Source organism: Sulfitobacter brevis (genome assembly GCF_900112755.1).
In the GTDB taxonomy this organism is placed as follows: Bacteria; Pseudomonadota; Alphaproteobacteria; order Rhodobacterales; family Rhodobacteraceae; genus Sulfitobacter; species Sulfitobacter brevis.
On record NZ_FOMW01000001.1, the window covers coordinates 171,254 to 195,985 of the forward strand.

Below are 24,732 nucleotides of genomic sequence, written 5' to 3' on the forward strand. Positions count from 1 at the left end.
AAATCCTCCGGCCACATACGTTCACGTGGCCGGAGGACTGCGATTTAACGGCTGTCCATCCGCACCGTAATGCCCACTGTTCCGCGTACCGCTGTCGGCCAGACCAGCCTTACCTGATCGTAGTTGGCCCCCTGCCGGCTGTCGGAGTAAGGCATGTCATATTGTCGCACATTGCTGTCGTTGCGGATGCCCCCACGCGCAATGACCGCATCGACACTTCGCGTTTCACCGCCAAACGGCAGCACCTCAGAGGCGTCAATCATCCAAGTCTCAGATGCCGTGCTTTGTGTAAAATCAATCAACGCGGGGTTCTCGACCGCATAGTTGATATTATGAAACGAATTGCCAGTCATCACCACATTCTTGCACCGGGACATATCAAGATCCGCAAAGGTCGTATCCACCCGGTCCGCGCGGTCAATCTGCCCGTTAATACTGCGGAACCTGTTGCCGGTGATGTTCACCCCGCTCAGGAAATGCCCTGCGCCATGTGGTTTCACAACAATATAGCTGAACCACGGCGCTACTTCGCCCGACAAAAAGATATTGTCAGTAATGCTGAGCGCGCTGAACGAAAACTCGCTGTTGAAAGCCGGCAAATGGTCCTGTTCGTTGGTCCATTCGATGAAACAGTTGTCGACATAGTTATTGGCAACAATCGAACTGGTATGCGTATTGGCAATGATCAACCCTGCCGAGCGGACGCCGTTGTTAACCGAATCCCCCTGAAAGAAATGATTGCCGGTGACGATGTTGTTGGCCCCCGCCAACAGCGCGAAATGCCGGAATTTAGTGGCCCGACAGTTGCGCAGTTTGATATCGTTGCCATTACAATTTAGCGCCACGGTCTTACGGTCCGGCACATCCAGCGCATCCTCGGCTGACAGGAACTGACAGTGGTCAACAAACATACCCTGGCAACCGGTGCCGATGGAGGTGATTCCACGGTCAGCCGGACGTGAGATAAAGCAGTCCCGCAGATGGAACGTTATTCCGGTGACTGCCAGATTAATACCGCTAGACCGGTCATTGCACTGAAACTCAATATCCGACATCACGAACTTGCTAAGCCCGCTGAACCCGCTGAAATCAATTATATATTTGAACCGCCGGAAGGTGAAGTTCTGGGTGCCTGCAGCATCATACAGCGGTGCGTTCAGGGTGATCTCCTGCGTGCTCACGTTCTTGGAGCGCACATAGATTTCACGCCCAACGCCTGCCCCTTCCACCAGCGCGCCCACGGGCACATTAGCAACGTTGCTCACATTGCTCAGTACCATCGGGTCACTGGTCGAATAGGTCGCCTGCGAAGTTGCAACTTCCGGGTCCCAAGCGGAAGAAATCGCCGCCTCCAGCTGACCGTTCCGGATCACACGCCGCGTCGCATAGGTGTCGCGATCCGGCACCGCCGACTGCATATCAAGCGGCGCGGTCACGTTCACTTTGCGCCCGCCCATATCCAGTGATTCATGGTCCGAGTTATTCAGAAGCGCCTGAAATGCCTTGAGAAATGCGATCTCTTCGTCCTCGAAAGCTTCGATATAATTCGGCAGATCAAAATTGCGTCGCAGCAACAACTGCGCTTCCGCAGGCATGGTTAGTTTGCCCTCGAACTTGATATCCGTGTCGATGGTGACGCTGCTTTGCAGCAGATAATTCCCCGCTGGCACGAAAACCGTGCGCCCGTCAGCCGCGTCATTCGCTGCCTCAAACGCCGCCGTGTCATCCGTCGTGCCGTCGCCCAGTGCGCCATAGTCGCGCACACTCACCAGCGACACCAAATCACGCAAAAATACCGAGGTCACATCCTCGATCTGGATGTCATCGACCCGCACGATCCCGCCATTCTGGCCGGTCAGATCCAGCCCGAAATGGCCGTAAACGGGATCGGTGCCCCAGACCATATCAACCCCGCCGACCGCACCAGTCGCCACAATCGCGCTGACCTCGACAACCTCGCCGTAGCTTTGCAGGCTCGTGGCGGGGCCAAATTCCGGCACACCGCCTACTTTGCTGCCATTGCCCGAGGCCGGATAGCCGGCTATCCGCACAGAAGGCAGGTTACCACTAATCGCCTTCACCTTGGCGCTCACCCGCAAATAGCAGCCCGGCAACATCTGGGTTTGCGCCATATATCTGAGCTTTTGCGTATTCTGCGTTTTGAGCAGTTCAAGCGCCCCGCCAAAATCCTGATCCGCGGCGACAAAAGCAGCATTCGCCGCATTCTCATAGGTATCCGATCCGGCCGTGCCATCCCCGCTCGACCAGACATCAAGCCCTGCTGCAAACGTCGTGGGGTTCAGTACCAAACCGTCGGTAATCGCCTTATTCATCGCAAAATCCCTTTTCTGCGGGTCGCGCGCGCCTAATGGCTGGCCGCAAACCGCTTGATTGCCCTCAAACCCCGGCAAGACCGGCGCGAAGACAGGGAAGTATCAACAAACCCTTAATGGAGGTTGAGCCGAGCGTACGTTGCTTCGGCAACAGGAGGGGTCCGAAGCAACATGTGGATCGCGGTCAGCTCACGCCGTAGCACCGGGCGCATCCAGCAACTGTACGGAGGCAATTCGCCAGCCAGCCTCGGTCTCGACCATTTGATAGAGCAACAAGTGGGTGAAGCCTTTTGCATCGGTGACCTGCACCCGCTGAAAAATTGACCCGCCGATTTCTTTCAATTCTAGATACCGCACTTCACCGGGGCGCCAGACCATCGGATAGCCCGTCGTCACCATGCGTTTGAAATTCTCGGGGCTTTGAAACAGCTGCTGCAAGCTTGGGGTCGCAAAATCAAAAGCACGCTCGAAATCGTCGGCCTTGAAGGCTTCGAACTGGCTGTTGATCGTGCTCTCGATCTCGGTCTGCTGCGCTGCCACAGCAAAGCTCAACAGGGCGGAAAGGACCAGCCCTCCGAGCACCGTCATAATCGCTTTCAGCATCCGACCTCTCCCCTATCTGGCACTGACATATAGCAAGTCACGCGCCGGATAGGGGCAAAGTTTCAAATAGCCACCAAATCGCCTGCAAGTGCGGCGTCAATCAGGGCCACGGTTTCATCAACGCCATAAAGCGCAATGAAGCCCCCAAATCGCGGGCCTTGGCTCGCACCCAGCAGCACCTCATAAAGCGCTGTGAACCAGTTGCGCAGCGGGTCAAACCGCTCCTTGCCCACGGCAAAGACCATGGTTTGCAGGGCTTCGGCGTCCAAGCCACCCTCCCAGACCTTCAAGTTGTCGCGCAATTCGGCCAAAGCCTCGCGCTCCAACTCGCTCGGTGCGCGGAACACTTTCTCGGGCTTCACGAAGTCGTTGTAATAGCGCACCGCATGTTCGGCAGCGGAATCCATGCCTGGATTGCTTTCTGGCGTAGCGTCAGGCGCATAGCGCTGGATAAAGCCCCAAAGCTGAGATTTCTCTTCAGCACTCGACACAGACGCGAGGTTCAGCAGCATCGAATATGGCACCACCATATCGGATTTGGGCACGTCGCCGCCGTGGATGTGCCATACAGGGTTGTTCAAGCGTTGCGCCGCATCCTGCGTCTCATAGGCACGCAGCTGTTGATGATATTCGTCGACAGCCTTCGGGATAACGTCAAAGTACATCCGCTTCGCCGTCTTCGGCTTTTGGTACATGAAGTATGACAGCGATTCCGCGCTGGCATAGGTCAGCCATTCATCTATCGTCAGCCCGTTGCCCGACGATTTGGAGATTTTGTGGCCATCTTGATCTAGAAAAAGCTCATAGGTGAAATGTTCGGGTGCTTTCTCACCTAGAATCCGGCAAATGCTGTCATAAATCGGCGTATTGGTGGAATGATCCTTACCATACATCTCAAAGTCGACACCCAAGGCGGCCCAACGCGCACCGAAGTCCGGCTTCCACTGTAGCTTAACGTTCCCGCCGGTCACCGGGAGAGTCATTTCCTCGCCCTCTTCGGTGTCAAAAGTGATTGTACCTTCCTTGGCGTTCACTTCCTTCATCGGCACATAGAGCACGCGCCCCGTTTCAGGGTGGATCGGCAGGAAGATCGAATAAGTCTGCCGCCGCTCTTCACGCAGAGATTTCAGCATCACTGCCATGATTTCATCGTACTTTTCACAAGCCCGCAGCAGGATTTTGTCAAACTGGCCGGAGCCGTAAAACTCGGTGGCCGAATAAAATTCATACTCGAACCCGAAAGTATCCAAAAACCGCCGCAGCATCGCGTTGTTATGCGCGCCAAAGCTGTCGTGCGTGCCAAACGGATCCGGCACCGAGGTCAAAGGCCGCTGCAAATGCTCGGCTAGCGCCTCTGGGTTGGGCACATTGCCCGGCACCTTGCGCATGCCATCCAGATCGTCAGAGAAGCATATCAACCGTGTCGGGATATCGCTGATCAACTGAAATGCCCGGCGGATCATCGTGGTCCGCGCCACCTCGCCAAAGGTCCCGATATGCGGCAGACCTGACGGGCCATAGCCAGTCTCGAACAGCACAAAGCCCTTTTCCGGCGGCGATTTCTCGAACCGTTTGAGCACCCGACGCGCCTCTTCAAAAGGCCATGCCTTGCTGGTCATTGCCGCGTCGCGCATCTCTGACATTGCTCTATCCATCACATAAATCTGTCCGCCCAATGCGCACAGGTCTGGGCGTACCTATTGCGTCCCTGCTAGGGCGTCAATATTCTGCACTCCAACGCATACCTGCAAAGGACACCCGATGTCTCAAAACGACCCCCACTCTCTCAGCGCCCAAGATTGCCTTGTTGCCCTGATGATTGCCGTGTCCGCTTCCGATGAAAACATCCGTACGACCGAGTTGATCAAGATCCAGTCAGCCGTGAACACGCTGCCGGTTTTCGGTGACTATGACGAAGACCGTCTGAGCGTCATGAGCGAGACTGTATTTGATCTTTTCGAACAGGAAGACGGGCTTGATGCCCTCTTTGGCCTGATCCGCGAAAGCCTGCCTGAACGCCTCTATGAGACAGCTTATGCACTTGCTTGCGACGTCGCCGCGGCGGATGGCAAACTCGACGAAGCCGAACTGCGGTTGCTCGAAGAAATCCGCTACGAGCTTGATCTCGACCGCCTGCACGCTGCAGCGATCGAGCGCGGCGCGCGCGCGCGTCACTTGACCTAGTTTAAAAACAGCGACGGAGCGGGGCACTTTGCCCCGCCGCCAAAGCTCAGGCGCTATAAATCGCGCCCCAACGTTCCAGCAATCCCTGCTGCGCCCGTTTGGCCCGCCCGTTCCACGCCCGAGCGCCCGGAGGGCCTTCACGTTCCTCGCGCGAAATCGTCGCGCGAATTTTCGGGTCTGCCGCCAAAATCGCAAAGGCCAACACCGTGCCGTCCAAGGCCGTCACATAGCCCGCCAGCCCCGAAACGAAATTCAACGTTCCTGTCTTCGCATCCACGCGGATCGGGTGATTGTTCACCGGCCGCCCCTTGGAATCGCGCAGCACAAACTGCTTGAGGATCGGGCGCAGGTCACTGTCGCGCATTTTGACCATCGCCGTCGCCATATCAAGCGTCGTCATCCGGCTGTCGTCGCCTAACCCCGAATGGTCGACCAGCTGCGGTGTCTGCATACCCAGTTCCGCGATCGCCCAGCGGTTCATTTCTTCCGCCGAGGCCCGCAAGCTGTCGACCATCCCGACACGCTTGACCGTCGCCGACATGCCGATCATCTCGGCAGTCAGGTTGGTGGAATAGGTTAACATATCCTTGAGCATCGTGCGCAGCACATCGCTGGTCTGTGTCACGATCACCTCGCCCTGCGACAAGGTGTCGACCACATCGGGCTTTTGCAGCCGGATGCCATGCGATCCCGCTAATGTCACAAAGATGTCGCCCGCATAAAGCCCCGGCTTGCGCACAGGCAACCAGCGCGCCCCGCCACTGCCCAAAGCGGCCTTTGCGACGGTCCACTCATCCCTGCCCGCGCGGCTTTCATAAGTATAAACTGGCGTCGATCTGTCACGCACCTGCATGGCGGCCATCGCGACGGCAGGGCGGAACCGGTCGGACCGACCCTCCATCGTTACATCATAGCCGTCTGCACCGCGCTTCCATTCAAAATGCACACGATTGTAGTTCAGAGCGATCCCCGAAACCCCGGGGTTATAGCCGACATGATCAGGCTGCTCGGGGTCGATGCTCGGCTGCACGGGCAAGGCCGCTTCGAATACCTTAAAGCCGCCTTTGACACTGCGCACGCCAGCCGCTTTCAGCTTAGCCGCCATATCACCCAACGTGTCGGTATCCAGCGTCGGATCGCCGCCGCCGATCAACACCAGATCACCCTGCACCACACCGTCAACGATGCCGCCCGTCACGCTCAACCGTGTTTCAAAGCGGTGGTCTGCGCCCAAGGTGCCCAAGGCATAAAGTGCAGTGATTGCCTTGGCCGTGCTCGCGGGTGGCGTGCCGACTGTCTCATTCTCGCATTCCAGCCACTCGCCGGTATCAGCGCGGGCCACTGCGTAGGAAACCCGTCCCGTCAAATCCTGCTTGCGGATGATGTCGGCGGCTTCGGGAATGTTGAGCTTGTGCAGGTCGTCGCCGCGCGCCACCGGTCGTAGCGAAGCTGCCGGCGGCTCGGCAGCAACCCCGCGGCCTGTCAGGGCAAAGCCCGCCGCCGTCCCCAGAAAGAACCGTCTTGAGATGTGTTTAGAGATAATGCGTTCCATAAATCGGAGTTAAACCTCAGCGCGCTAAAGTCCACAACCATCTGCTAATCTGTTTAATCGGCTTTGGCGGAATTTCACCGCTCGTGTGGTTTCATGCCTCTGGCTTGCTGCGCCACTGCCCCGCCGCACGGATCGCGGAAGAAGAGATATCCAGCATCGGCACATTCACAAAGCACCATGCCGGCGCAGCCGCATGGGAGAGTAGCTGGCTGTAGCGCCCCGGAATCCGGTACGGCGCATAAACCGTCGCGGCGCGGCTCATCCGGGCCGAGATACGCTGGCCCGGCCGGGCCAATACGCCCATCGCCACGGTTTGGATGATGTTTTCCCAATCCTGCCAGCGGTGCAACTGCGCCAGATTATCGGCCCCCATCAGCCAGACAAATCGCACCTGCGGATACATTGCGCCCAGCTTGGCAAGCGTCTGCGCCGTATACCGTGTGCCCAGATGCACCTCAATGTCGGTGACCTCGACTCGCGGATGCTGCATCACTTCACGCGCTTTTGCCATCCGCTTGGCCAGCGGCTCCGGCCCCTGCTCTTTTAGCGGGTTGCCCGGCGACACCAGCCACCACACACGGTCCAGCCCGAACCGCTTAAGCGCCTCTCGGGTGATATGGGCGTGGCCCGCATGTGCAGGATCAAACGACCCGCCCAACAACCCCACGACCTGACCGGGCGCCGCGTATGGAAACTTATAGCGCATGCAAAACGGCCCCCGATTTCTCAGGGGCCGAAAAAAGAGCCATTACCGGCCTTTGTCAATCGCTTGCGTCAGACGTGCTTTTTAATCTCGCCTGATTTCAGGCGGGCAAAATAGCTGTTCATCTCGCGTTTCACGATCGGCATTAGCAGATACAACGCCGTGATGTTCACCACGGCCATGGCAAAGATCATCGCATCAGAGAAGTCGATGACCGCGCCCAGTTGCGCCGCCGCCCCCACAACGATGAAGAAGCAGAAGATCAACTTGAAGATCAGCTCCTTGGTTTTGCCTTCGCCAAACAGATAAGTCCAAGCCTTCAGCCCGTAGTAGGACCAGCTGATCATGGTGGAGAAAGCAAACAGAACCACCGCCACGGCCAACACATAGGGGAACCAGCTAAATCCGGTGGCAAATGCCGCCGAGGTCAGGCCGACACCGCTTGAACCGTCAATGGTCTGGATCGCTGTGCCCGCTTCGTTCAGCACAAAACGGCCCGTGTCTGGGTCCATCACCAGTACGCCGGAAATGGTGATCACCAAGGCTGTCATCGTACAGATCACGACCGTGTCGATGAACGGCTCCAGCAACGAAACCACGCCTTCGGTAATCGGCTCGTTGGTCCGCACCGCCGAGTGGGCAATCGCCGCAGAGCCAACGCCAGCTTCGTTGGAGAACGCCGCCCGCTTGAAGCCCTGAATCAACGCGCCGACAAGACCGCCAGCCACACCGAGACCGGTAAAGGCACCCTGAAAGATCTGGCCGAATGCCCAACCGATCTGATCGAAGTTCATCAGCAGAATGACCAAAGCCACCCCGACATAAAGAACCCCCATAAACGGCACGACCTTTTCAGTGACCTGCGCGATCGACTTGATCCCGCCGACAATCACCGCAAACACCACTGCAGCAAAGATGACGCCGGTGATCACGCCAGAGAAGTCGCCCAGAATGCCGGAGATTTGCGCATGGGCCTGATTGGCCTGAAACATATTACCGCCACCCAGTGCGCCACCGATGGTGAAGATCGCAAAGATCACCGCCAACACGCGGCCACCGGGCAGACCACGCTCCTTGAAACCCTTGGTCATATAATAGAACGGACCACCCGAAACGGATCCATCGGGGTATTCGTTGCGATACTTGACGCCCAAGGTACACTCGGTGAACTTTGATGCCATGCCCAGAAGGCCCGCTAGGATCATCCAGAACGTCGCCCCCGGACCACCGATACCCACGGCCACCGCCACACCCGCGATGTTGCCAAGCCCGACAGTCCCCGACAGCGCTGTGGTCAAAGCCTGAAAATGGCTCACTTCGCCCGCATCATCGGGATCGGAATAGTCGCCCCTTACAAGCTCAATCGCATGGCCAAAGGCGCGAAACTGGATGAAGCCGAAGTAGATGGTAAAGACCGACGCGGCGACAACGAGCCACAGAACGATCCATGGAAATGCCGTGCCCGGCAAGGGCGCGAAGATCAGGTTGACGAACCAACCTGTCGATCCGGCAAAGATGTCATTGACGCGCTGGTCGATACCGACCGCCTCCTGCGCCACTGCAAAATTCGGGATGCTTGCGCAAGCAGCGGCAAATCCCGTTTTGACGAAAGTATTCATTGTGCTCACCTCAAATCAGGGAATGATTGTCACAGGAACGCTGGACACGGCGACCAAACGGCCGGTTACGCCGCCAAACAGCCGGTCCTTCAGCCCGCGCGCGCCTACCCGCCCGACGACGATCTGCATCGCACCGCGCTTTTTGGCGACCGAGTTCAGGATGTCCGCCGCATCGCCATGCTTGACCACGCCTTCGACCTCCGCGCCGCTGCCTTGTGTTTCTTTGACGGCTGGGTCCAGAACCCGTTCGCGGGCCAATGCCAGCTCTTCCTCGCGGCGTTTGTGACGCTGCTCGTTTTCCTCAGGTGTTTGAAACGAGAACGGCGACCATTCGATCACATAGCAGATTACAATTGCGCAATCTCCGATCTGTCGTGCCTGCGTCTTGGCGAATTCCAGCGCCCGCGCGCCCGCCTCCGACCCGTCCAACCCCACAACTATAGTGTTTTTTGACATGTGTTGTTCCCTGTTGCTTTACGCCCCCGCGCCATCCCAAACGATGTGCGCATCAGGGCGCCCTTAAGTCCCGACGCGCAGGCCTACAAGACGTCTGCGGTGTCAGATGAACTCATGGTAACAAGGTTGTGAGCGACAAGTCGCCTGTTTTTTATGCAAAATTATTATTTCTTGGTCCGCACCGCTCAACTGGAAGGATAGTTACCGGTCAAATTGCGTGTGTGAAATATTATTTCGTGGGACCTACCGAACCTGCCGAAACGTGTGTGATGCCTACGGCGCATGACACCCTACCACCCGATTATCCGGACATATCCGGCGCCCGACAAATCACATGTTTTCGAATGCGATCAAGTTCGGCCATCTGTGCAGATTCACGCCGCCACCACGCTGCGTACAGGTCCACGTTGATCTTGTCCCCTCACCACGATAATGCAGTGCGCAAATCCCTTTTGACCAGACAGGAAACCGCCAAATGGCCGCCTATCAGTTCGTCTATCACATGTCCGGCGTCTCCAAGACCTATCCGGCCGGCAAGAAGACCTTTGAAAACATCCACCTGAACTTCCTGCCCGGTGTCAAAATCGGCGTGGTCGGCGTCAATGGTTCAGGGAAGTCCACCCTGCTCAAGATCATGGCGGGCATTGATAAGGACTTCACGGGCGAGGCATGGGCCGCGGAGGGCGCGAAAGTCGGCTATCTGCCGCAGGAGCCCAAGCTCGACCCAACCAAATCCGTGCGTGAAAACGTGATGGACGGCGTTGCCGCAAAAAAGGCGATCCTTGATCGCTATAACGAGCTGGCAATGAACTATTCCGATGAGACCGCCGACGAAATGTCCAACTTGCAAGACGTCATCGACGCGCAGGACCTCTGGGACCTCGACAGCCAGATTGACGTCAGCATGGAGGCCCTGCGCTGCCCGCCCGATGATGCCGATGTGGCTTCGCTCTCGGGCGGTGAAGCCCGCCGCGTTGCCCTGTGCAAACTGCTGCTCGAAGCGCCAGACATGCTGCTGCTTGATGAACCGACCAACCACCTCGATGCCGAAACCATCGCTTGGCTGCAGCAGCATCTGATCGCTTACAAAGGCACGATCCTGATCGTCACCCACGACCGCTACTTCCTTGATTCCATCACCAGCTGGATTTTGGAACTCGACCGTGGTCGCGGCATCCCCAATGAGGGCAACTACTCCGACTGGCTGGAGCAGAAGGCAAAGCGTCTCAAGCAGGAAGCCCGCGAAGACAAATCCAAGCAAAACACGCTGGAGCGCGAACTTGAGTGGATGCGTCAGGGTGCCAAGGCCCGTCAGGCTAAATCCAAGGCGCGGATCAAGTCCTATAACGAGCTGGCCGAAACCTCGGAGCGCGAAAAGCTGGCGAATGCGCAGATCGTCATTCCCAACGGCCCGCGTCTGGGCAACAGAGTAATCGAAGTTACCGGCCTCAAGAAACACATGGGCGACAAGCAGTTGATCGACGGCTTGGACTTCTCGCTGCCGCCCGGTGGCATTGTCGGTGTGATCGGCCCGAACGGTGCGGGTAAATCCACTCTGTTCAAGATGCTGACAGGTCAGGAAAAGCCCGACGAAGGCACCATCGAATACGGCGACACAGTTGATCTCAGCTATGTCGACCAGTCGCGCGATGATTTGTCACCTGATGACAACGTCTGGCAGGCGATTACCGGCGGCGCCGAGATCATCCAGCTTGGCGATGCCGAGGTGAACTCCCGCGCTTATTGTTCGTCGTTCAACTTCAAAGGCAGCGACCAGCAAAAGAAGGTCGGCCTGCTGTCTGGCGGTGAGCGTAACCGTGTGCACATGGCGCGGCTGCTCAAAGACGGCGGCAACGTGCTGCTGCTCGATGAACCGACCAACGACCTTGACGTTGAAACCCTGCGCGCCCTCGAAGATGCGCTGGTGGATTTCGCGGGCTGCGCGGTTGTTATCTCGCACGACCGCTTCTTCCTCGACCGGATTTGCACTCACATGCTCGCCTTTGAAGGCGAAGCGCATGTGGAATGGTTCGAGGGCGGCTTTACCGACTACGAAGAAGACAAGAAACGCCGTCTAGGTGCAGATGCGCTTGAGCCCAAACGCCTCAAGCACAAGAAGTTCGTGCGCTAAGCCGACTGCATGCACCAGTCTTACAACGCAAAACGGGGGCCCTCATGGCCCCCGTTTTTATGCGTACTGCGCTAAATTATTGGCCGATAATCTCGCCCAACCGATCAAACAAGACATCGGCCTGAGATTTCCCAAGCGTTAATTCCTTGGATGGCGGCACCGAGTTGTCGCGCAAATGGTTGCTGGCCGAGAGGCCGGACCACAATCGTTGATCCGACAGCGTGCCCATCACCAGTTGCGGTGGCATTGGTCGGGCGCTGGCCGCAACATCCCAATCATTCGACAGGCGGGCGTTCATCTTCATCAGGGCATTCTCGCGGTCAAAGCGTTTGCGCCCGATCACCGCACCGACAAACCGACCGTGGCCGCTATAGGCCACCATCGTGTTGAGACCTTCCATCGCCGCACATGCGGCACGGCCGACCTCCATCAGGTGATACCGGAACTGTGGTCCGGTCAGATCACGGTGAATGCCCCGGATGCCGGAAATATCAATATTGAACAGTGTCATCGAATAGCAGCCAGCGGGCATCCGCAGCAGCATGTTCTCCAACTCGGGCGGCGTCATCACGCCCGACCCTTCCAGATCGACGTCCTCTTCCAGCCGCAGCTTCATCTTCTCCGTCAACTCTTCAAGCGTATGCCGGATCTCGCGCTCGCGGTGCAGACTGTCATTGAGCATGCTGGCACTATTGATACGCGCGCCCAGTTCGATCCCGTCCAGCGGCTTGTTAATATAATCGGTGGCACCGGCATAAAACGCCCGCTCCATCAAATTGGCTTCGCGGCTGGCAGTGATCATCAAGATCGGGGTCGTCCGGTAGCGGCTGCTTTGACGCAGCATGTCGCACAGCTCGATCCCGTCTACGCCGGGCAACATGATATCCAGCAGGAAACAATCGAACGGCAGCGTCTCTTCTTCCATGAGCTGCAATGCGTCTTCGGCAGTCTCGCAACAAGTAAGGTCATAACCTCCTTGCTTTGTGAGGCACTCTCTTAGAAGATCGAGGATAAGCAGATCATCGTCCACGGCCATGATACGCACTGGCAAGTCCTTTCTGAAACACTGGGTAACGCCGGAAACACGCCGGCTAAAACATCTAGTCCCCAGAAACACCTCCAGAACGGGCAGTATTACGCCCAGATTGCGTCAATTTTTAGAAAATTGGCTTTAAACGCGTATCAGAGGGCAATTTTTCGAGCTGGCAACATTTTGCCAGCCAAATTGCCTTGGATATGGGTGTCCCCATACCCCCTTGAACGAATCTCTCATCGGTGCCATATGTCAGTTCGCATACGTTATTCTATTTCGACCCACTGTCTCCCTAATACGGCGCTCAGTTCGATCCAGACCGACAAAGCCGGGCCATCGCACCTACGCGGATGGCATTTAGATGGAGACTACGGATATGGCCACTGGCACCGTAAAATGGTTCAACACAACAAAAGGCTTCGGCTTTATCGCACCCGATGGCGGCAGCAAGGACGTTTTCGTTCACATCTCTGCTGTTGAGCGCGCTGGCCTTACAGGTCTTGCCGACAACCAGAAAGTGACTTTTGACATCGAAGCAGGCCGTGACGGCCGTGAGAGCGCGACAAACATCGCCCTTTCATAAGCTTTGAGGGCTTCGGCCCGATACGCTAAATGAGCCGACCGTTGTGCAACAACGGTCGGCTTTTTCTTGTGTACGGGGTTGCCAAAACGCCCCTGCAGGGGAAAATACCCCATCTGCAAATCTATTTGATGGAGCATCTGATGCACCGCCGTACATTTTTAACCACGGCTCTGGCCGCCACTGCCCTGCCGCAACTGACTTCCGCGCGTACCGCCGCATTTGATGCGACCCCGCAGGAGGTTCTGGTCAAAAGCCAATACCAGCCCGGCCAGTTGCTGGTTCTGCCGCGCAGCCACTACCTTTATTTCGTGACGGCACCGGGCAAAGCGCTGCGCTACGGCGTTGGCGTCGGCAAAGCAGGCCTGGAGTTTACCGGCACCGCGACCATCAGCGTCAAGAAAGAGTGGCCGACATGGCGTCCGACCAACGAGATGATTGAGCGTGAGCCACAGAATTACCAACGTTTCATCGGCAATACCGAAGCTCAACCCGGTGGCCCGAACAATCCGCTGGGTGCCCGCGCACTCTATCTGTTCCAGAACGGCCGCGACACTTACTTCCGCATTCACGGCACCACCCAACCTAACACCATCGGGCGGTCAGTCTCCAACGGCTGTATCCGGATGCTGAACGAGCACGTGATTGATCTTTATAACCGCGTACCAATCGGCACGACTGTCACGGTTCTTTAACTTCCCCACCTCACGTAAAAGGGCCGGTGCATGCACCGGCCCTTTGCTATTTTTCGGGGGCAAACCAACCGGTCGACCCGCATTTTCCTTGCGTTTAGTTCAACGCTTTGTCGGTGATCGCATGGGTCCATGCTCCTTCGGGCGCTTTTGAAATCACCGGATCGGAGCCGCCAGACAACAGCGATTCCACGGTGCGCTCATAGTCGGCCTCGTCCAACGCGCCGTTCGATCCGGCTGTCAGTTTCGCGATCTCGCCCATCATCCGCTTTTGATGCTCTTCTGTCTGGGCACCGGACGCATCGTTCTCCAACACGATGTCAGCAGCTTCGTCAGGGTTGGACTCGGCATACTTCCAGCCCTTCATCGAGGCGCGCACGAAACGCACCATTTTGTCTTCGAACGCGGGATCGCTTAACTTGTCTTCGAGCACGTAAAGCCCGTCTTCCAACGTCGCGACGCCCTGATCTTCGTATTTGAAGACCTGCAAGTCCTCCGGTGTCAGCCCCGCATCAATGACCTGCCAGTACTCGTTATAGGTCATGGTCGACACGCAGGCCGCTTGATTTTGCAAAAGCGGATCCACGTTGAAGCCCTGCTTCAGCACAGTCACGCCATCCTCGCCGCCCTCGGTCCCGAGACCCAGCTTGTTCATCCAGCTCAGGAACGGGAATTCGTTGCCACCGAACCATACGCCCAAGGTTTTGCCCTTGAAGTCGTCGGTGGATTCGACCCCTGCATCCTTGCGGCAGGTCAGCATCATGCCAGACGACTTGAACGGCTGCGCGATGTTTACCATCGCCAGACCTTTTTCGCGCGCCGACAGCGCCGACGGCATCCAGTCCACGGTCACATCCGCGCCGCCGCCCGCCAAAACCTGCGTTGGTGCCACATCAGGGCCGCCCGGTTTGATGGTGACATTCAGCCCTTCTTCTTCATAGAAGCCTTTATCTTGCGCCACGTAGTATCCGGCGAACTGTGCCTGCGTGACCCACTTTAGCTGAAGTGTTACATCGTCAGCCGCAGCGGCCAACGACCCCCACATGCCCAGTGCAGCCGTGGCGGCGAGTGTGGTGATATTTTTCATTATATTTTCTCCCTCTTGGTTGGTTGTCGTGTTTTTATTTGCGCTGGCTTGGATGCCAGAATGTGACTGTCCGTTCGACCATGGCCATCAGCCCATAGAAGGCCGACCCCGCGATTGCAGCAACAACAATCTCGGCCCAGACCAGATCAAGCGCAAGCTGTCCAATCGACGTCGAGATGCGAAACCCCATGCCCCGCACCGGAGAGCCGAAAAATTCAGCAACAATCGCCCCGATCAGGGCAAGCGTTGTACCGATCTTTAATCCGTTGAAAATAAACGGCATCGCCGCAGGCAGGCGCAGTTTGGCCAGCGTGCGCCAGTACCCTGCTCCATAGGTGCGCATCAAATCGCGTTGCATACTATCGCTGGCTTGCAGGCCTTGCACGGTGTTCACCAGCATCGGGAAGAATACCATCACCACGACCACCGCCGCCTTTGATTGCCAGTCAAACCCGAACCACATCACCAGAATCGGTGCCATGCCAATCACCGGCAAGGCCGCGACAAAGTTCCCGACCGGCAATAGACCGCGTTGCAAAAACGGAAACCGATCCACCGCGATAGCGATCAAAAACGCCGCACCACAGCCGATGATATAACCCGACAGTGCGCCTTTAAATACGGTCTGCACGAAATCGACCCAAAGGATCTCGGTCGAGGTCACAAACCGCGCGGCAATCACCGTCGGCGCTGGCAATAACACCTGATTGATCTCAAAGCCGCGCACCACGCCTTCCCAAACCGCAATCAAGGTGATCCCGAAAACGATCGGTGCCGCGAGGGACGCCCACCGCGACGGTGGCCTGCGCGACAGCCAAACGTTGAAGCTATACCCCGCAATCCACGCCGCAACAGCAAATACCAACCACGCCATTATGACATCCCCATACGTTTGAGGGTCACGCGCTGCACAATACCGATGATCCCGACCAGCGCCGCCGCCAAGGCAGCCGCCACCAAGAGTGCCGACCAGATTTGAATGGTTTGCCCGTAGTAGCTCCCCGCCAACAACCGTGCGCCCAAGCCCGCCACCGCCCCTGTCGGCAATTCGCCAACAATCGCCCCGACCAGCGATGCCGCCATGCCGATCTTGAGCGAGGTAAACAGATAGGGCATCGAAGCCGGCAGCCGCAGTTTCCAGAACGATTGCGCCGCGCTGGCATGCCAGGTTCGCATCTGGTCTAGCTGCATTGCATCAGGGCTGCGCAGCCCTTTGACCATGCCCACCACCACCGGAAAGAAAGATAGGTACATGCTGATCATCGCTTTGGGCAGCAGACCGGAAACCCCGACCGCGTTCAAAACGACGATAATCATTGGCGCAATCGCCAAAATCGGAATGGTTTGGCTGGCAATAACCCAAGGCATTACCGACATGTCCATCACCCGGTTGTAAACAATCCCGATGGCCAGCAGTACGCCCAGCCCCGTGCCCAGTACAAATCCCAGCAAGGTCGCGCTCAGCGTTACCCAAGCGTGATACACCAGCGACCGTTTCGAGGTGATGTTCTTCTCCACAGTGGTCTGCCAGATTTCCGTCGCCACTTGGTGCGGTGCAGGCAACTTGGGTTTATCTTGTGACCATGTATCGGCGATCAGCGTCTGCGTCGTTAAAACCTCGCCCGAACGTGTCGCGCGGTCGTGCGCCCACGGCGCGTTCAGCCAGACCGCAGCCGCATACCATAACACCACAAGGAAGGTTAAAACCGTCAAAACCGGCACAAAAGACTGCCTCATACTGCCCCCATGCCGCCCGTTGCCCCCGCTTGCAGATCACACATCGGCGTGCCCCGCCCGCAGCCCTTCGCGCACACGGTGCGCCACCTCCAGAAACTCCGGCGTCTCGCGTATTTCCAAGGGGCGATCATGCGGCAGCGGGCTATCGATCACATCGGTGATCCGCCCAGGCCGCGGGCTCATCACCACGATCTTGGTCGATAGATACACCGCCTCGGGGATCGAATGGGTCACAAATGCAACCGTCTTGCGCGTCCGTGCCCACAGCTTGAGCAACTGCTCGTTCAGATGGTCGCGCACGATCTCGTCCAAGGCTCCAAACGGCTCATCCATGAGCAAAATGTCGGCATCAAACGACAACGCTCGCGCAATCGAGGCCCGCTGCTGCATCCCGCCCGACAATTGCCAAGGGAATTTCTTTTCGAAACCCGCAAGCTCGACCAGTTCCAGCACCCGCGCCACCCGCTCGGCCTGCTCTGCCTTCGAGATGCCCATGATCTCAAGCGGTAGCCGGATATTGCCGCCAATCGTGCGCCAAGGATAAAGCCCCGCCGCCTGAAAAACATAGCCATAGGCCCGCGACCGCCGCGCCTCCTGCGGGCTGACGCCATTGACCGTCACCGTCCCGCCAGTTGGCTGCTCCAGATCGGCCATCACCCTCAAAAACGTGGTCTTGCCACAGCCCGAGGGCCCGATAAAGCTGACAAACTCGCCTTTGTTGATATCTAGATTGACGTCCTTCAACGCATGGATCGGGCCGTCGTTGGTCTGAAACGTCAGATCAAGGTTGCGCGCCGAAATAACAGCCTCTGTTGCGGCATCGCGGCCGCCAATTGGCGTCGCGCCATCCGTCTTTGATGCCATCACGTCTGCGGAGTTCCCAAATGCCACGCGTTTAAATCCCCGCCGGAATGTTAAGCGGATCGCGTTTGATCATCTTCGGACTGTTAAGCTCTTTCCATTTCGACAGCGCCACATTGGCACTGGGAAAGGCAGGCCGCGGAATAAATCTGCCACGCCCTGGATTGGGCTGGCTGTTCTGCCCCCAAGCCCAGATTACCTCGCCCCGGTTCAACGTATAACGCGCCTGTGCCTTTACCTCAAAACCTTCGAACACGTTGTAATCCAATACGGAATGATGGTTCGCCGTGCTTATCGTCTTGGAGATCTTCGGATCCCAAACCACGATATCCGCATCCGCTCCCTCAACAATCGCGCCCTTGCGCGGATAGATATTGAGGATTTTGGCCACATTGGTGCTGGTCGCCGCGACAAACTCATTTGGCGTTAACCGCCCCGTCTCGACCCCTTCGGTCCAAAGCACAGCCAGACGTTCCTCCAGCCCGTTCGAGCCGTTGGGGATGATCCGGAAATCGTTGCGACCAGCGCGTTTTTGCGCGGTGCTGAACGCCGCATGATCGGTCGCCACCACCTGCAACGAGCCTGACTGCAAGCCCGCCCAGAGACTGTCCTGATGATCCTTCGAGCGGAACGGCGGCGACATAACCCGCCGCGCGGCATGGTCCCAATCGGTGTTGAAATACTCGCTCTCGTCCAGCGTCAGGAACTGGATCAGCGGCTCGCCATAAACCCGCATACCCTTCTGGCGTGCGCGCCGGATGGCCTCGTGAGTCTGCTCGCAAGACACATGGACAATGTACAAAGGCACACCCGCCGTATCGGCGATGGTGATTGCACGGTTCGCGGCCTCACCCTCCAACTCTGGCGGGCGCGAATAGGCATGGCCCTCCGGCCCGGTGATGCCTTGATCAAAATACTTCTGCTGCAACTCGGCAACCAGATCACCGTTCTCCGCATGCACCATCGGCAAGGCACCCAACTCGGCACAGCGCTTGAACGAGGCGAACATCTCGTCATCCTCAATCATCAAGGCCCCCTTATAGGCCATGAAGTGTTTGAAGGAGTTCACGCCCATATCAACGGCGTCTTTCATCTCGTTGAAAACGTTCTCGTTCCAACCGGTGATCGCCATGTGGTAGCCGACGTCAGAACAGATTTGCGGCGCTGACTTGCGATGCCACTCGTTGATCGCATTCTTGATCGATCCATCCGCCCCGGGCAGGCAAAAATCGACGATCATCGTCGTCCCGCCCGCCGCAGCAGCCCAAGTCCCGCTCTCGAAGGTCTCTGCCGCCGTAGTCCCCATAAAGGGCATTTCCAGATGCGTATGTGGGTCAATCCCGCCGGGGATGACGTAAGCGCCCTCGGCATCGATGTATTCGTCGCCGGTCAGGTTCTCGCCGATCCGCGCGATGGTCTCGCCCTCGATCAGCACATCCGCTTTCCACGTCCGGTCCGCCGTACAAACCGTTCCGCCCTTGATCACCTTGCTCATCAGATCACTCCCCTCATCTTCTCTTTTTGGCCCCAAATCTCCCGGGGTCCGGGGCAACGCCCCGAAATCTTAACTCTTACAACAACCGCGTTCACACCGACCCGTAACACCCCAAGGCAGGCCCGTGCACGCCAATATCCAACGGCCCGAAATCACTCTCCACACAGAGCGAGAAATATCCCGCAGTCGGCAAGTACACCACACGGTAGGTACCATCCCCACGGCTGACCGACCAACACCGCTGGGTCATTGCGCCGGAAAAGTTCACCGTCACCTCACGCGGCGGCCTGCGGCTGGCGATAAAATCCCGCGCTGTCCTGCGGGTCACCCTGTCCGTACTCGCAAGCGCCTCTGCCACTTCGGCGTCAATCATCGCGTCAATGCGCTCGGGCACAGATAACGCAGGTGCGATCATCTCGCGCCCACAGATATCATGCGCGGCGCGAACATCACCCCACAACCTGTGCGGTTTCGACCACCGCATGCATCAGCACATCTGCCCCCGCCTGCGCCCATTCGCGGGAAATCTCCTCGGCTTCATTGTGGCTCAACCCACCCACACAGGGGCACATGATCATCGCCGTTGGCGCCACACGGTTGATCCAGCAGGCATCATGCCCCGCGCCAGAGATCAGGTCCATGTGCGAATACCCCAGACGTTCTGCGGCTGACCGCACCGCCGCCACACAGCTCTCGTCAAAGGCCACCGGATCAAACCCGCCGACCTTCTCAAAGGCCACTTCCAAGCCCATCTCGTCGGCAATCCGCTGCCCCTCGACGCGCAAGCGCGCCTCCATATCCTCGATCACCGCAAGGTCGGGCGAGCGGAAATCGACGGTGAACACCACCTTACCCGGTATCACGTTGCGCGAATTGGGGTAGACGTCGATATGCCCTGCCGCTCCCACTGCATGTGGCGCGTGGCTCAAGGCGATGGCATTCACCTGCTCCAATATCCGCGCCATGCCTAGACCGGCGTCATAGCGCATTGGCATCGGCGTGCTGCCAGTGTGGCTGTCTCTGCCCGTCACGGTCACCTGCGTCCAAGACAGGCCCTGCCCGTGGGTCACAACGCCAATGGCCTTGCCCTCGATCTCCAGAATTGGCCCCTGCTCGATGTGCAACTCAAAGAAGGCCTTCATCTTGCGCGCGCCGACTTCTTCTTCGCCGCGCCAGCCGATCCGCTGCAACTCGTCGCCAAAACTCTTGCCCTCGGCATCCACGCGACCGTATGCCCAGTCTTGCGTGTGAATACCAGCAAACACCCCAGACGACAGCATCGCGGGCGCATAGCGCGTGCCCTCTTCGTTGGTAAAATTGGTCACCACAATGGGGTGCTTGGTGCGAATACCCAGATCATTCAGCGTGCGGATAATTTCCAACCCGCCGAGCACGCCCAGAACACCATCATACTTGCCCCCCGTCGGCTGGGTATCCAGATGGCTGCCAACATAAACCGGCAGCGCGTCAGGGTCTTCGCCCTCACGGCGGGCAAACATATTGCCCATCTGGTCCAGCCCCATCGTACAGCCCGCATCCTCGCACCATTTCTGGAACAGCGCGCGGCCTTCGGCATCGGCATCGGTCAAAGTCTGTCGGTTGTTGCCCCCCGCAATGCCGGGACCGATCTTGGCCATGTCCGCCAAACTGTCCCACAGCCGGTCCGCGTTGATCTTGAGGTTCTCGCCGGGTGCGGACATGAATAGCTCCTTGGTCGGGATGGTTAGAATTTTTACCATTTGGTAAAGTCACGATTGCGATTAGGGTGGCTTGTGTCAAGAACTGCTTTGAAACACCTGTTGCGTTGATTGGCCGATGCCTGTTTTCCCAGCACTCGAACCGGAGAGAGCCTGTGCCCGACGGCAATGCCAAGAAACCCAGCCGCATCCAGAAACGCAACCGGCGGGTGATCCTCGATGCCGCGCTCGAGGTTTTCTCCAGCTACGGGTACCGCGGCTCGACCCTTGACCAGATCGCCGCCGAGGCGGGGCTGAGCAAGCCCAACATCCTCTATTACTTTGATGGCAAGGAGGCGATCCACGTCACGCTTCTCAGCCGCCTGATGCAAACCTGGCTTGATCCGCTTGTGGCGATGGACCCGCTTGGCGACCCCCGCGAGGAGATCCTTGCCTATGTGCAGCGCAAGCTCGATATGGCGCGGGACCTGCCGCGCGAAAGCCGTTTGTTTGCGGGTGAAATTCTGATGGGGGCGCCGCGTATGATGCCACATCTGCAAACTGACCTCCGGTCTCTTTTCGATGAAAAATGCGCCCTGATCCAACATTGGATCGACGCGGGCCGCCTGCCCGATCTTGACCCCCAGCACCTGATCTTCTCGATCTGGTCAACGACCCAGCATTACGCCGATTTCGATGTGCAGGTCCGTGTCCTGCAACCGGATGATCCCGACCCCCATGCCCGCGCCTCGCTTCATCTGCGCGCCATGTTTGGCCGGATGCTGACCCTCTGAGCAGACAGACGCCTGCCCAAAGGGGACCACATTATTCCGCCGCCGTGGCCGATGGGTTGTTCGGGTGGGTGGTCCAGTTGGCGTAGTCCCCATCAACCACCAATCCTGTGCGCGGATCGGTCTGGCCCGGCGTCATGGCTTCCAGCGTGATACAATCCTCGACAGGGCAGACGTTGACACACAGGTTGCACGCCACGCATTCTTCCTCGATCACCGTAAAGGTGCGATCTTCGGACATCGCGATCGCCTGATGCGAGGTATCCTCACAGGCCGCAAAGCAACGCCCGCACGAGATGCACAGGTCCTGATCAATCTTCGCCTTGGCGACATAGTTGAGGTTAAGCTGGTTCCAGTCGGTGACGTTCGGGACAGCGCGGCCCACGACCTCATCGACCGATGTCATGCCCTTGCTGTCCATATAATCGCTTAGACCGCTGATCATCTCTTGTACGATCTTGAAGCCATAGGTCATCGCCGCCGTGCAGACCTGCACATTGCCCGCACCCAAAGTCATAAATTCGGCTGCATCGCGCCAAGTGGTGATGCCGCCAATGCCGCTGATCGGGATGCCACGGGTATCGGCATGGCGGGCAATCTCAGCCACCATATTTAGGGCAATCGGTTTGACCGCAGGGCCGCAATAGCCGCCATGGGTGCCTTTGCCGTCAATCATCGGCTCGGGCGAAAACGCATCCAGATCGACCGAGGTGATCGAGTTGATGGTGTTGATCAGGGACACCGCATCCGCGCCACCGCGCTTTGCCGCTGCGGCGGGATAGATTACATTGGTGATGTTGGGCGTCAGCTTCACGATTACCGGCATCCGCGTGTATTGCTTGCACCAGCGGGTAACCATTTCGATATATTCCGGCACCTGCCCCACGGCGCTGCCCATGCCACGTTCGGCCATGCCATGCGGACAGCCGAAGTTCAGCTCGATCCCGTCTGCGCCAGTATCCTCCACATGCGGCAGGATCGCGCGCCATGCTTCCTCCTCACAAGGCACCATGATCGAGGCGATCAGCGCTCGGTCAGGATAGTCACGCTTGACCGCTTTCATCTCGCGCAGGTTCACCTCAAGCGGCCGGTCGGTGATCAGCTCGATGTTGTTGAGCCCCAGCAGACGACGGTCCGCGCCCCAGATCGCGCCGTAGCGCGGGCCGTTGACGTTGACGACGGGCGGCCCCTCCATGCCGAGGGTTTTCCACACCACCCCGCCCCAGCCCGCCTCATAGGCGCGGCGTACGTTGTATTCTTTGTCCGTCGGCGGCGCCGAGGCCAGCCAGAACGGGTTGGGAGATTTGATCCCGATGAAATTGCTTGTCAGATCAGCCATTTAATGTCCTCCGGATGGATGGGCTTCAGCCCACCAGCGCCTTATGAATGTCCATCGCCGCATCGCGTCCCTGCGCGACCGCCGTCACTGTCAGGTCTTCGCCGCCGCCGGTGCAGTCACCGCCCGCCCAGACTCCGCTGACCGAGGTGCGCCCCGCCGCATCGACGCGAATTTTCCGCCCGTCGAGCGCTGGCAATCCGTCGCCTTCCAGCGTTTGCCCGATGGCACGAAACACTTGATCGGCAGGCAGGCGCAACATCTGCCCTGTGCCTTTCATGGCATCATCGACATATTCAAACTCGATTTCGCGCACCGCACCATTTCCGTGCACGGCCACTGGCACCACATGGGTGACAATCCGCACCCCCTGCGAGGCTGCAAGATCCTGTTCGAACCGGCTGGCGTTCATCCGGTCGCGTCCACGCCGGTAGGCCAAGGTGACGTTCAAAGCGCCCAAAAGCTTGGCCTGTACGGCAGCATCCACCGCCGTCATGCCGCCACCAATCACCACAACATCGCGGCCAATCGGCACCTGCGCCAAGTCATCGGCTTGCCGCAGATCGGCGATAAAATCCACCGCATCCACAACACCTTGCTTATCCGCCCCCGGCGCGTCCAACGCATTGACGCCGCCCAGCCCCATGCCAAGAAACACCGCGTCGAAATCTTTTTGCAATCCTTCCAGCGTCACATCACGGCCCAAGGCCACGCCGTGCCGTATCACGATGCCGCCAATTTGCATCAGCCAGTCGACCTCCGCCTGCGCAAAACCGTCCGTGGTTTTGTAGGTCGCGATCCCGTATTCATTCAGCCCGCCCGGCTTGGGGCGTGCGTCCAGTACCACCACGTCATGCCCGAGCATCGCCAAACGGTGCGCACAAGACAGCCCAGCAGGCCCCGCCCCGACAATGGCCACGGTCTTTTCTGTCCTTGCGGCGCGCACAAACGGATGTTTGCCCTGCGCCTGCAAATGATCGGTGGCATAGCGTTGCAGCTGGCCGATTAGCACCGGCTTGCCCTCTGCAACCTCCCGCACACAAACCTCTTCGCAGAGCGTTTCGGTCGGGCAGACCCGCGCGCACATTCCGCCCAGAATGTTCTGGCTCAGGATCGTTTTGGCCGCCGCATCTGGTGTTCCGGTAGCGATCTGGCGAATGAACAACGGTATGTCGATGTCCGTAGGGCAAGCCGTCATGCACGGCGCGTCGTGACAAAAGTAACAGCGGTCCGCCGCTACCAGCGCCTCGTGGCTGTCGAGCGGCGGATGCAGGTCCGAAAACTCTGCCTCATAGGTGCCAGCCGCCAAGCGCCCGGCCCTGATCCCCGGTTCAAAGACATCTGTGGTCATACGGTTCATCCCTGAAATCTTATTGATTATGTGAAAATGCTGGCACGGAAGTATTTTTTTATCAACTGGTAAATTTTTTACTTTTCAAGAGTCCCCAACGGGTCCCGAAAAGTGCTTAAAAATCAGGGCTTCGAGGATGATTCTTGACCATCTCGAGAACTTCCGAGAGTGACATAGCTGCCAACAAACGCATTGCGCCGCCCTCCTCATGGCAGATGACAGGCAGCATCTTGTCGCCTATAAGTTGATCCAACATTTATCAAAGAATTGGTCATCGAATGTGGGAACCCCCCTCGCGCCTGCCGGACAAACCGAAAAAGCAGAGCTGTAACCGGTGCCGCACCGCAGGCCGCGTGCCATGTGAATTTTGCGCCGGCAGGGGCGAGACAATCGCGGGCCGCGACGCCAAGGGCTATCCGAAATACGCCCGCTGCAGCGCTTGTTTCGGCAATAAATCCATGCGCTGCAGAAATTGCAGTGGCGAGGGGTTTGTCTGACCTAAGGGTCCAACC

The 24,732-nt window shown here is 58.1% G+C and carries 22 protein-coding genes; 5 read left to right on the forward strand and 17 right to left on the reverse strand.

Features of this window, described 5'->3' with window-relative positions; all coding sequences use genetic code 11:
* Positions 1-44: 44 nt before the first annotated feature.
* The 3 genes from BM174_RS00880 to BM174_RS00890 all read right to left on the reverse strand — a co-directional run bounded on the left by BM174_RS00880 (position 45) and on the right by BM174_RS00890 (position 4,579).
* On the reverse strand, positions 45-2,333 hold the full coding sequence (locus tag BM174_RS00880; protein WP_093921937.1) for a glycosyl hydrolase family 28-related protein: 2,289 nt from the start codon (positions 2,331-2,333) through the stop codon (positions 45-47).
* Positions 2,334-2,522: 189 nt separating this feature from the next.
* Positions 2,523-2,921 carry a DUF4864 domain-containing protein gene (locus tag BM174_RS00885; protein ID WP_425442307.1) on the reverse strand — a complete coding sequence of 133 codons (399 nt, stop codon included), beginning with the start codon at positions 2,919-2,921 and terminating at the stop codon, positions 2,523-2,525.
* A 77-nt stretch (positions 2,922-2,998) separates the two neighbouring features.
* Positions 2,999-4,579, reverse strand: coding sequence for a lysine--tRNA ligase (locus tag BM174_RS00890; protein WP_093921939.1), 1,581 nt, complete (start codon positions 4,577-4,579; stop codon positions 2,999-3,001).
* A gap of 118 nt (positions 4,580-4,697) precedes the next feature.
* Here BM174_RS00890 and BM174_RS00895 point away from each other — a divergent pair, with 118 nt between their 5' ends.
* A complete protein-coding gene (locus BM174_RS00895; RefSeq protein WP_093921940.1) occupies positions 4,698-5,120 on the forward strand; it encodes a tellurite resistance TerB family protein in 423 nt (140 codons plus the stop codon).
* A gap of 46 nt (positions 5,121-5,166) precedes the next feature.
* Here the strand turns inward: BM174_RS00895 and dacB are convergent, their stop codons facing one another.
* The 4 genes from dacB to BM174_RS00915 all read right to left on the reverse strand — a co-directional run bounded on the left by dacB (position 5,167) and on the right by BM174_RS00915 (position 9,450).
* Entirely contained in the window at positions 5,167-6,672 is a 1,506-nt protein-coding gene (gene dacB / locus BM174_RS00900; RefSeq protein WP_245766224.1) for a D-alanyl-D-alanine carboxypeptidase/D-alanyl-D-alanine endopeptidase, read from the reverse strand.
* 91 nt (positions 6,673-6,763) lie between these two features.
* Positions 6,764-7,378, reverse strand: coding sequence for a nicotinate-nucleotide adenylyltransferase (locus tag BM174_RS00905; RefSeq protein WP_093921941.1), 615 nt, complete (start codon positions 7,376-7,378; stop codon positions 6,764-6,766).
* A 68-nt stretch (positions 7,379-7,446) separates the two neighbouring features.
* Positions 7,447-8,994, reverse strand: coding sequence for an alanine/glycine:cation symporter family protein (locus BM174_RS00910; protein WP_093921942.1), 1,548 nt, complete (start codon positions 8,992-8,994; stop codon positions 7,447-7,449).
* Between the two features lie 15 nt (positions 8,995-9,009).
* Positions 9,010-9,450: a universal stress protein gene (locus BM174_RS00915; protein ID WP_093921943.1), complete on the reverse strand. Its 441-nt coding sequence runs from the start codon at positions 9,448-9,450 to the stop codon at positions 9,010-9,012.
* Between the two features lie 475 nt (positions 9,451-9,925).
* Between BM174_RS00915 and ettA the strand changes: the two genes are divergently transcribed.
* Positions 9,926-11,581: an energy-dependent translational throttle protein EttA gene (ettA, locus tag BM174_RS00920; RefSeq protein ID WP_093921944.1), complete on the forward strand. Its 1,656-nt coding sequence runs from the start codon at positions 9,926-9,928 to the stop codon at positions 11,579-11,581.
* 76 nt (positions 11,582-11,657) lie between these two features.
* On the opposite strand, the gene BM174_RS00925 is transcribed toward ettA, so the two are convergent.
* Positions 11,658-12,617, reverse strand: a complete 960-nt coding sequence (locus BM174_RS00925; RefSeq protein WP_245766241.1) for a response regulator — start codon at positions 12,615-12,617, stop codon at positions 11,658-11,660.
* A gap of 373 nt (positions 12,618-12,990) precedes the next feature.
* Here BM174_RS00925 and BM174_RS00930 point away from each other — a divergent pair, with 373 nt between their 5' ends.
* A complete protein-coding gene (locus BM174_RS00930) occupies positions 12,991-13,197 on the forward strand; it encodes a cold-shock protein (protein ID WP_093921946.1) in 207 nt (68 codons plus the stop codon).
* A gap of 140 nt (positions 13,198-13,337) precedes the next feature.
* A complete protein-coding gene (locus tag BM174_RS00935; RefSeq protein WP_093922234.1) occupies positions 13,338-13,889 on the forward strand; it encodes a L,D-transpeptidase in 552 nt (183 codons plus the stop codon).
* Between the two features lie 94 nt (positions 13,890-13,983).
* Here the strand turns inward: BM174_RS00935 and BM174_RS00940 are convergent, their stop codons facing one another.
* The 7 genes from BM174_RS00940 to BM174_RS00970 form a co-directional block, all read right to left on the reverse strand.
* Entirely contained in the window at positions 13,984-14,973 is a 990-nt protein-coding gene (locus BM174_RS00940; RefSeq protein ID WP_093921947.1) for an ABC transporter substrate-binding protein, read from the reverse strand.
* A gap of 34 nt (positions 14,974-15,007) precedes the next feature.
* The gene (locus tag BM174_RS00945) at positions 15,008-15,847 is read right to left on the reverse strand and encodes an ABC transporter permease (RefSeq protein WP_093921948.1); all 840 of its coding nucleotides are present in this window, start codon (positions 15,845-15,847) and stop codon (positions 15,008-15,010) included.
* Entirely contained in the window at positions 15,847-16,710 is an 864-nt protein-coding gene (locus BM174_RS00950) for an ABC transporter permease (protein WP_093921949.1), read from the reverse strand. The genes BM174_RS00945 and BM174_RS00950 overlap by 1 nt, the downstream gene beginning before the upstream one ends.
* A gap of 36 nt (positions 16,711-16,746) precedes the next feature.
* Positions 16,747-17,574: an ABC transporter ATP-binding protein gene (locus BM174_RS00955; protein WP_093921950.1), complete on the reverse strand. Its 828-nt coding sequence runs from the start codon at positions 17,572-17,574 to the stop codon at positions 16,747-16,749.
* Between the two features lie 31 nt (positions 17,575-17,605).
* Complete coding sequence (hydA, locus tag BM174_RS00960) at positions 17,606-19,066, reverse strand: dihydropyrimidinase (RefSeq protein WP_093921951.1); 1,461 nt, start codon at positions 19,064-19,066, stop codon at positions 17,606-17,608.
* Between the two features lie 91 nt (positions 19,067-19,157).
* Complete coding sequence (locus tag BM174_RS00965; protein ID WP_093921952.1) at positions 19,158-19,550, reverse strand: hypothetical protein; 393 nt, start codon at positions 19,548-19,550, stop codon at positions 19,158-19,160.
* Positions 19,516-20,766, reverse strand: a complete 1,251-nt coding sequence (locus tag BM174_RS00970) for a Zn-dependent hydrolase (RefSeq protein WP_093921953.1) — start codon at positions 20,764-20,766, stop codon at positions 19,516-19,518. The genes BM174_RS00965 and BM174_RS00970 overlap by 35 nt, the downstream gene beginning before the upstream one ends.
* A gap of 152 nt (positions 20,767-20,918) precedes the next feature.
* Here BM174_RS00970 and BM174_RS00975 point away from each other — a divergent pair, with 152 nt between their 5' ends.
* On the forward strand, positions 20,919-21,536 hold the full coding sequence (locus tag BM174_RS00975; RefSeq protein WP_093921954.1) for a TetR family transcriptional regulator C-terminal domain-containing protein: 618 nt from the start codon (positions 20,919-20,921) through the stop codon (positions 21,534-21,536).
* A 31-nt stretch (positions 21,537-21,567) separates the two neighbouring features.
* Here the strand turns inward: BM174_RS00975 and preA are convergent, their stop codons facing one another.
* Together preA and BM174_RS00985 are read right to left on the reverse strand one after the other, a co-directional pair.
* Positions 21,568-22,872, reverse strand: coding sequence for an NAD-dependent dihydropyrimidine dehydrogenase subunit PreA (gene preA / locus BM174_RS00980; RefSeq protein WP_093921955.1), 1,305 nt, complete (start codon positions 22,870-22,872; stop codon positions 21,568-21,570).
* A gap of 25 nt (positions 22,873-22,897) precedes the next feature.
* Entirely contained in the window at positions 22,898-24,220 is a 1,323-nt protein-coding gene (locus tag BM174_RS00985) for an NAD(P)-dependent oxidoreductase (RefSeq protein WP_093922235.1), read from the reverse strand.
* Positions 24,221-24,732 lie beyond the last annotated feature (512 nt).

Excerpts from the sequence above, each read along its gene's own strand:
- BM174_RS00880 (WP_093921937.1), bottom strand. The coding sequence starts at position 2,333 with ATGAATAAGGCGATTACCGACGGTTTGGTACTGAACCCCACGACGTTT.
- BM174_RS00885 (WP_425442307.1), bottom strand. The coding sequence starts at position 2,921 with ATGACGGTGCTCGGAGGGCTGGTCCTTTCCGCCCTGTTGAGCTTTGCT.
- BM174_RS00890 (WP_093921939.1), bottom strand. The coding sequence starts at position 4,579 with ATGTCAGAGATGCGCGACGCGGCAATGACCAGCAAGGCATGGCCTTTT.
- BM174_RS00895 (WP_093921940.1), top strand. The coding sequence starts at position 4,698 with ATGTCTCAAAACGACCCCCACTCTCTCAGCGCCCAAGATTGCCTTGTT.
- dacB (WP_245766224.1), bottom strand. The coding sequence starts at position 6,672 with ATGGAACGCATTATCTCTAAACACATCTCAAGACGGTTCTTTCTGGGG.
- BM174_RS00905 (WP_093921941.1), bottom strand. The coding sequence starts at position 7,378 with ATGCGCTATAAGTTTCCATACGCGGCGCCCGGTCAGGTCGTGGGGTTG.
- BM174_RS00910 (WP_093921942.1), bottom strand. The coding sequence starts at position 8,994 with ATGAATACTTTCGTCAAAACGGGATTTGCCGCTGCTTGCGCAAGCATC.
- BM174_RS00915 (WP_093921943.1), bottom strand. The coding sequence starts at position 9,450 with ATGTCAAAAAACACTATAGTTGTGGGGTTGGACGGGTCGGAGGCGGGC.
- ettA (WP_093921944.1), top strand. The coding sequence starts at position 9,926 with ATGGCCGCCTATCAGTTCGTCTATCACATGTCCGGCGTCTCCAAGACC.
- BM174_RS00925 (WP_245766241.1), bottom strand. The coding sequence starts at position 12,617 with ATGGCCGTGGACGATGATCTGCTTATCCTCGATCTTCTAAGAGAGTGC.
- BM174_RS00930 (WP_093921946.1), top strand. The coding sequence starts at position 12,991 with ATGGCCACTGGCACCGTAAAATGGTTCAACACAACAAAAGGCTTCGGC.
- BM174_RS00935 (WP_093922234.1), top strand. The coding sequence starts at position 13,338 with ATGCACCGCCGTACATTTTTAACCACGGCTCTGGCCGCCACTGCCCTG.
- BM174_RS00940 (WP_093921947.1), bottom strand. The coding sequence starts at position 14,973 with ATGAAAAATATCACCACACTCGCCGCCACGGCTGCACTGGGCATGTGG.
- BM174_RS00945 (WP_093921948.1), bottom strand. The coding sequence starts at position 15,847 with ATGGCGTGGTTGGTATTTGCTGTTGCGGCGTGGATTGCGGGGTATAGC.
- BM174_RS00950 (WP_093921949.1), bottom strand. The coding sequence starts at position 16,710 with ATGAGGCAGTCTTTTGTGCCGGTTTTGACGGTTTTAACCTTCCTTGTG.
- BM174_RS00955 (WP_093921950.1), bottom strand. The coding sequence starts at position 17,574 with ATGGCATCAAAGACGGATGGCGCGACGCCAATTGGCGGCCGCGATGCC.
- hydA (WP_093921951.1), bottom strand. The coding sequence starts at position 19,066 with ATGAGCAAGGTGATCAAGGGCGGAACGGTTTGTACGGCGGACCGGACG.
- BM174_RS00965 (WP_093921952.1), bottom strand. The coding sequence starts at position 19,550 with ATGCGGTGGTCGAAACCGCACAGGTTGTGGGGTGATGTTCGCGCCGCG.
- BM174_RS00970 (WP_093921953.1), bottom strand. The coding sequence starts at position 20,766 with ATGTCCGCACCCGGCGAGAACCTCAAGATCAACGCGGACCGGCTGTGG.
- preA (WP_093921955.1), bottom strand. The coding sequence starts at position 22,872 with ATGGCTGATCTGACAAGCAATTTCATCGGGATCAAATCTCCCAACCCG.
- BM174_RS00985 (WP_093922235.1), bottom strand. The coding sequence starts at position 24,220 with ATGACCACAGATGTCTTTGAACCGGGGATCAGGGCCGGGCGCTTGGCG.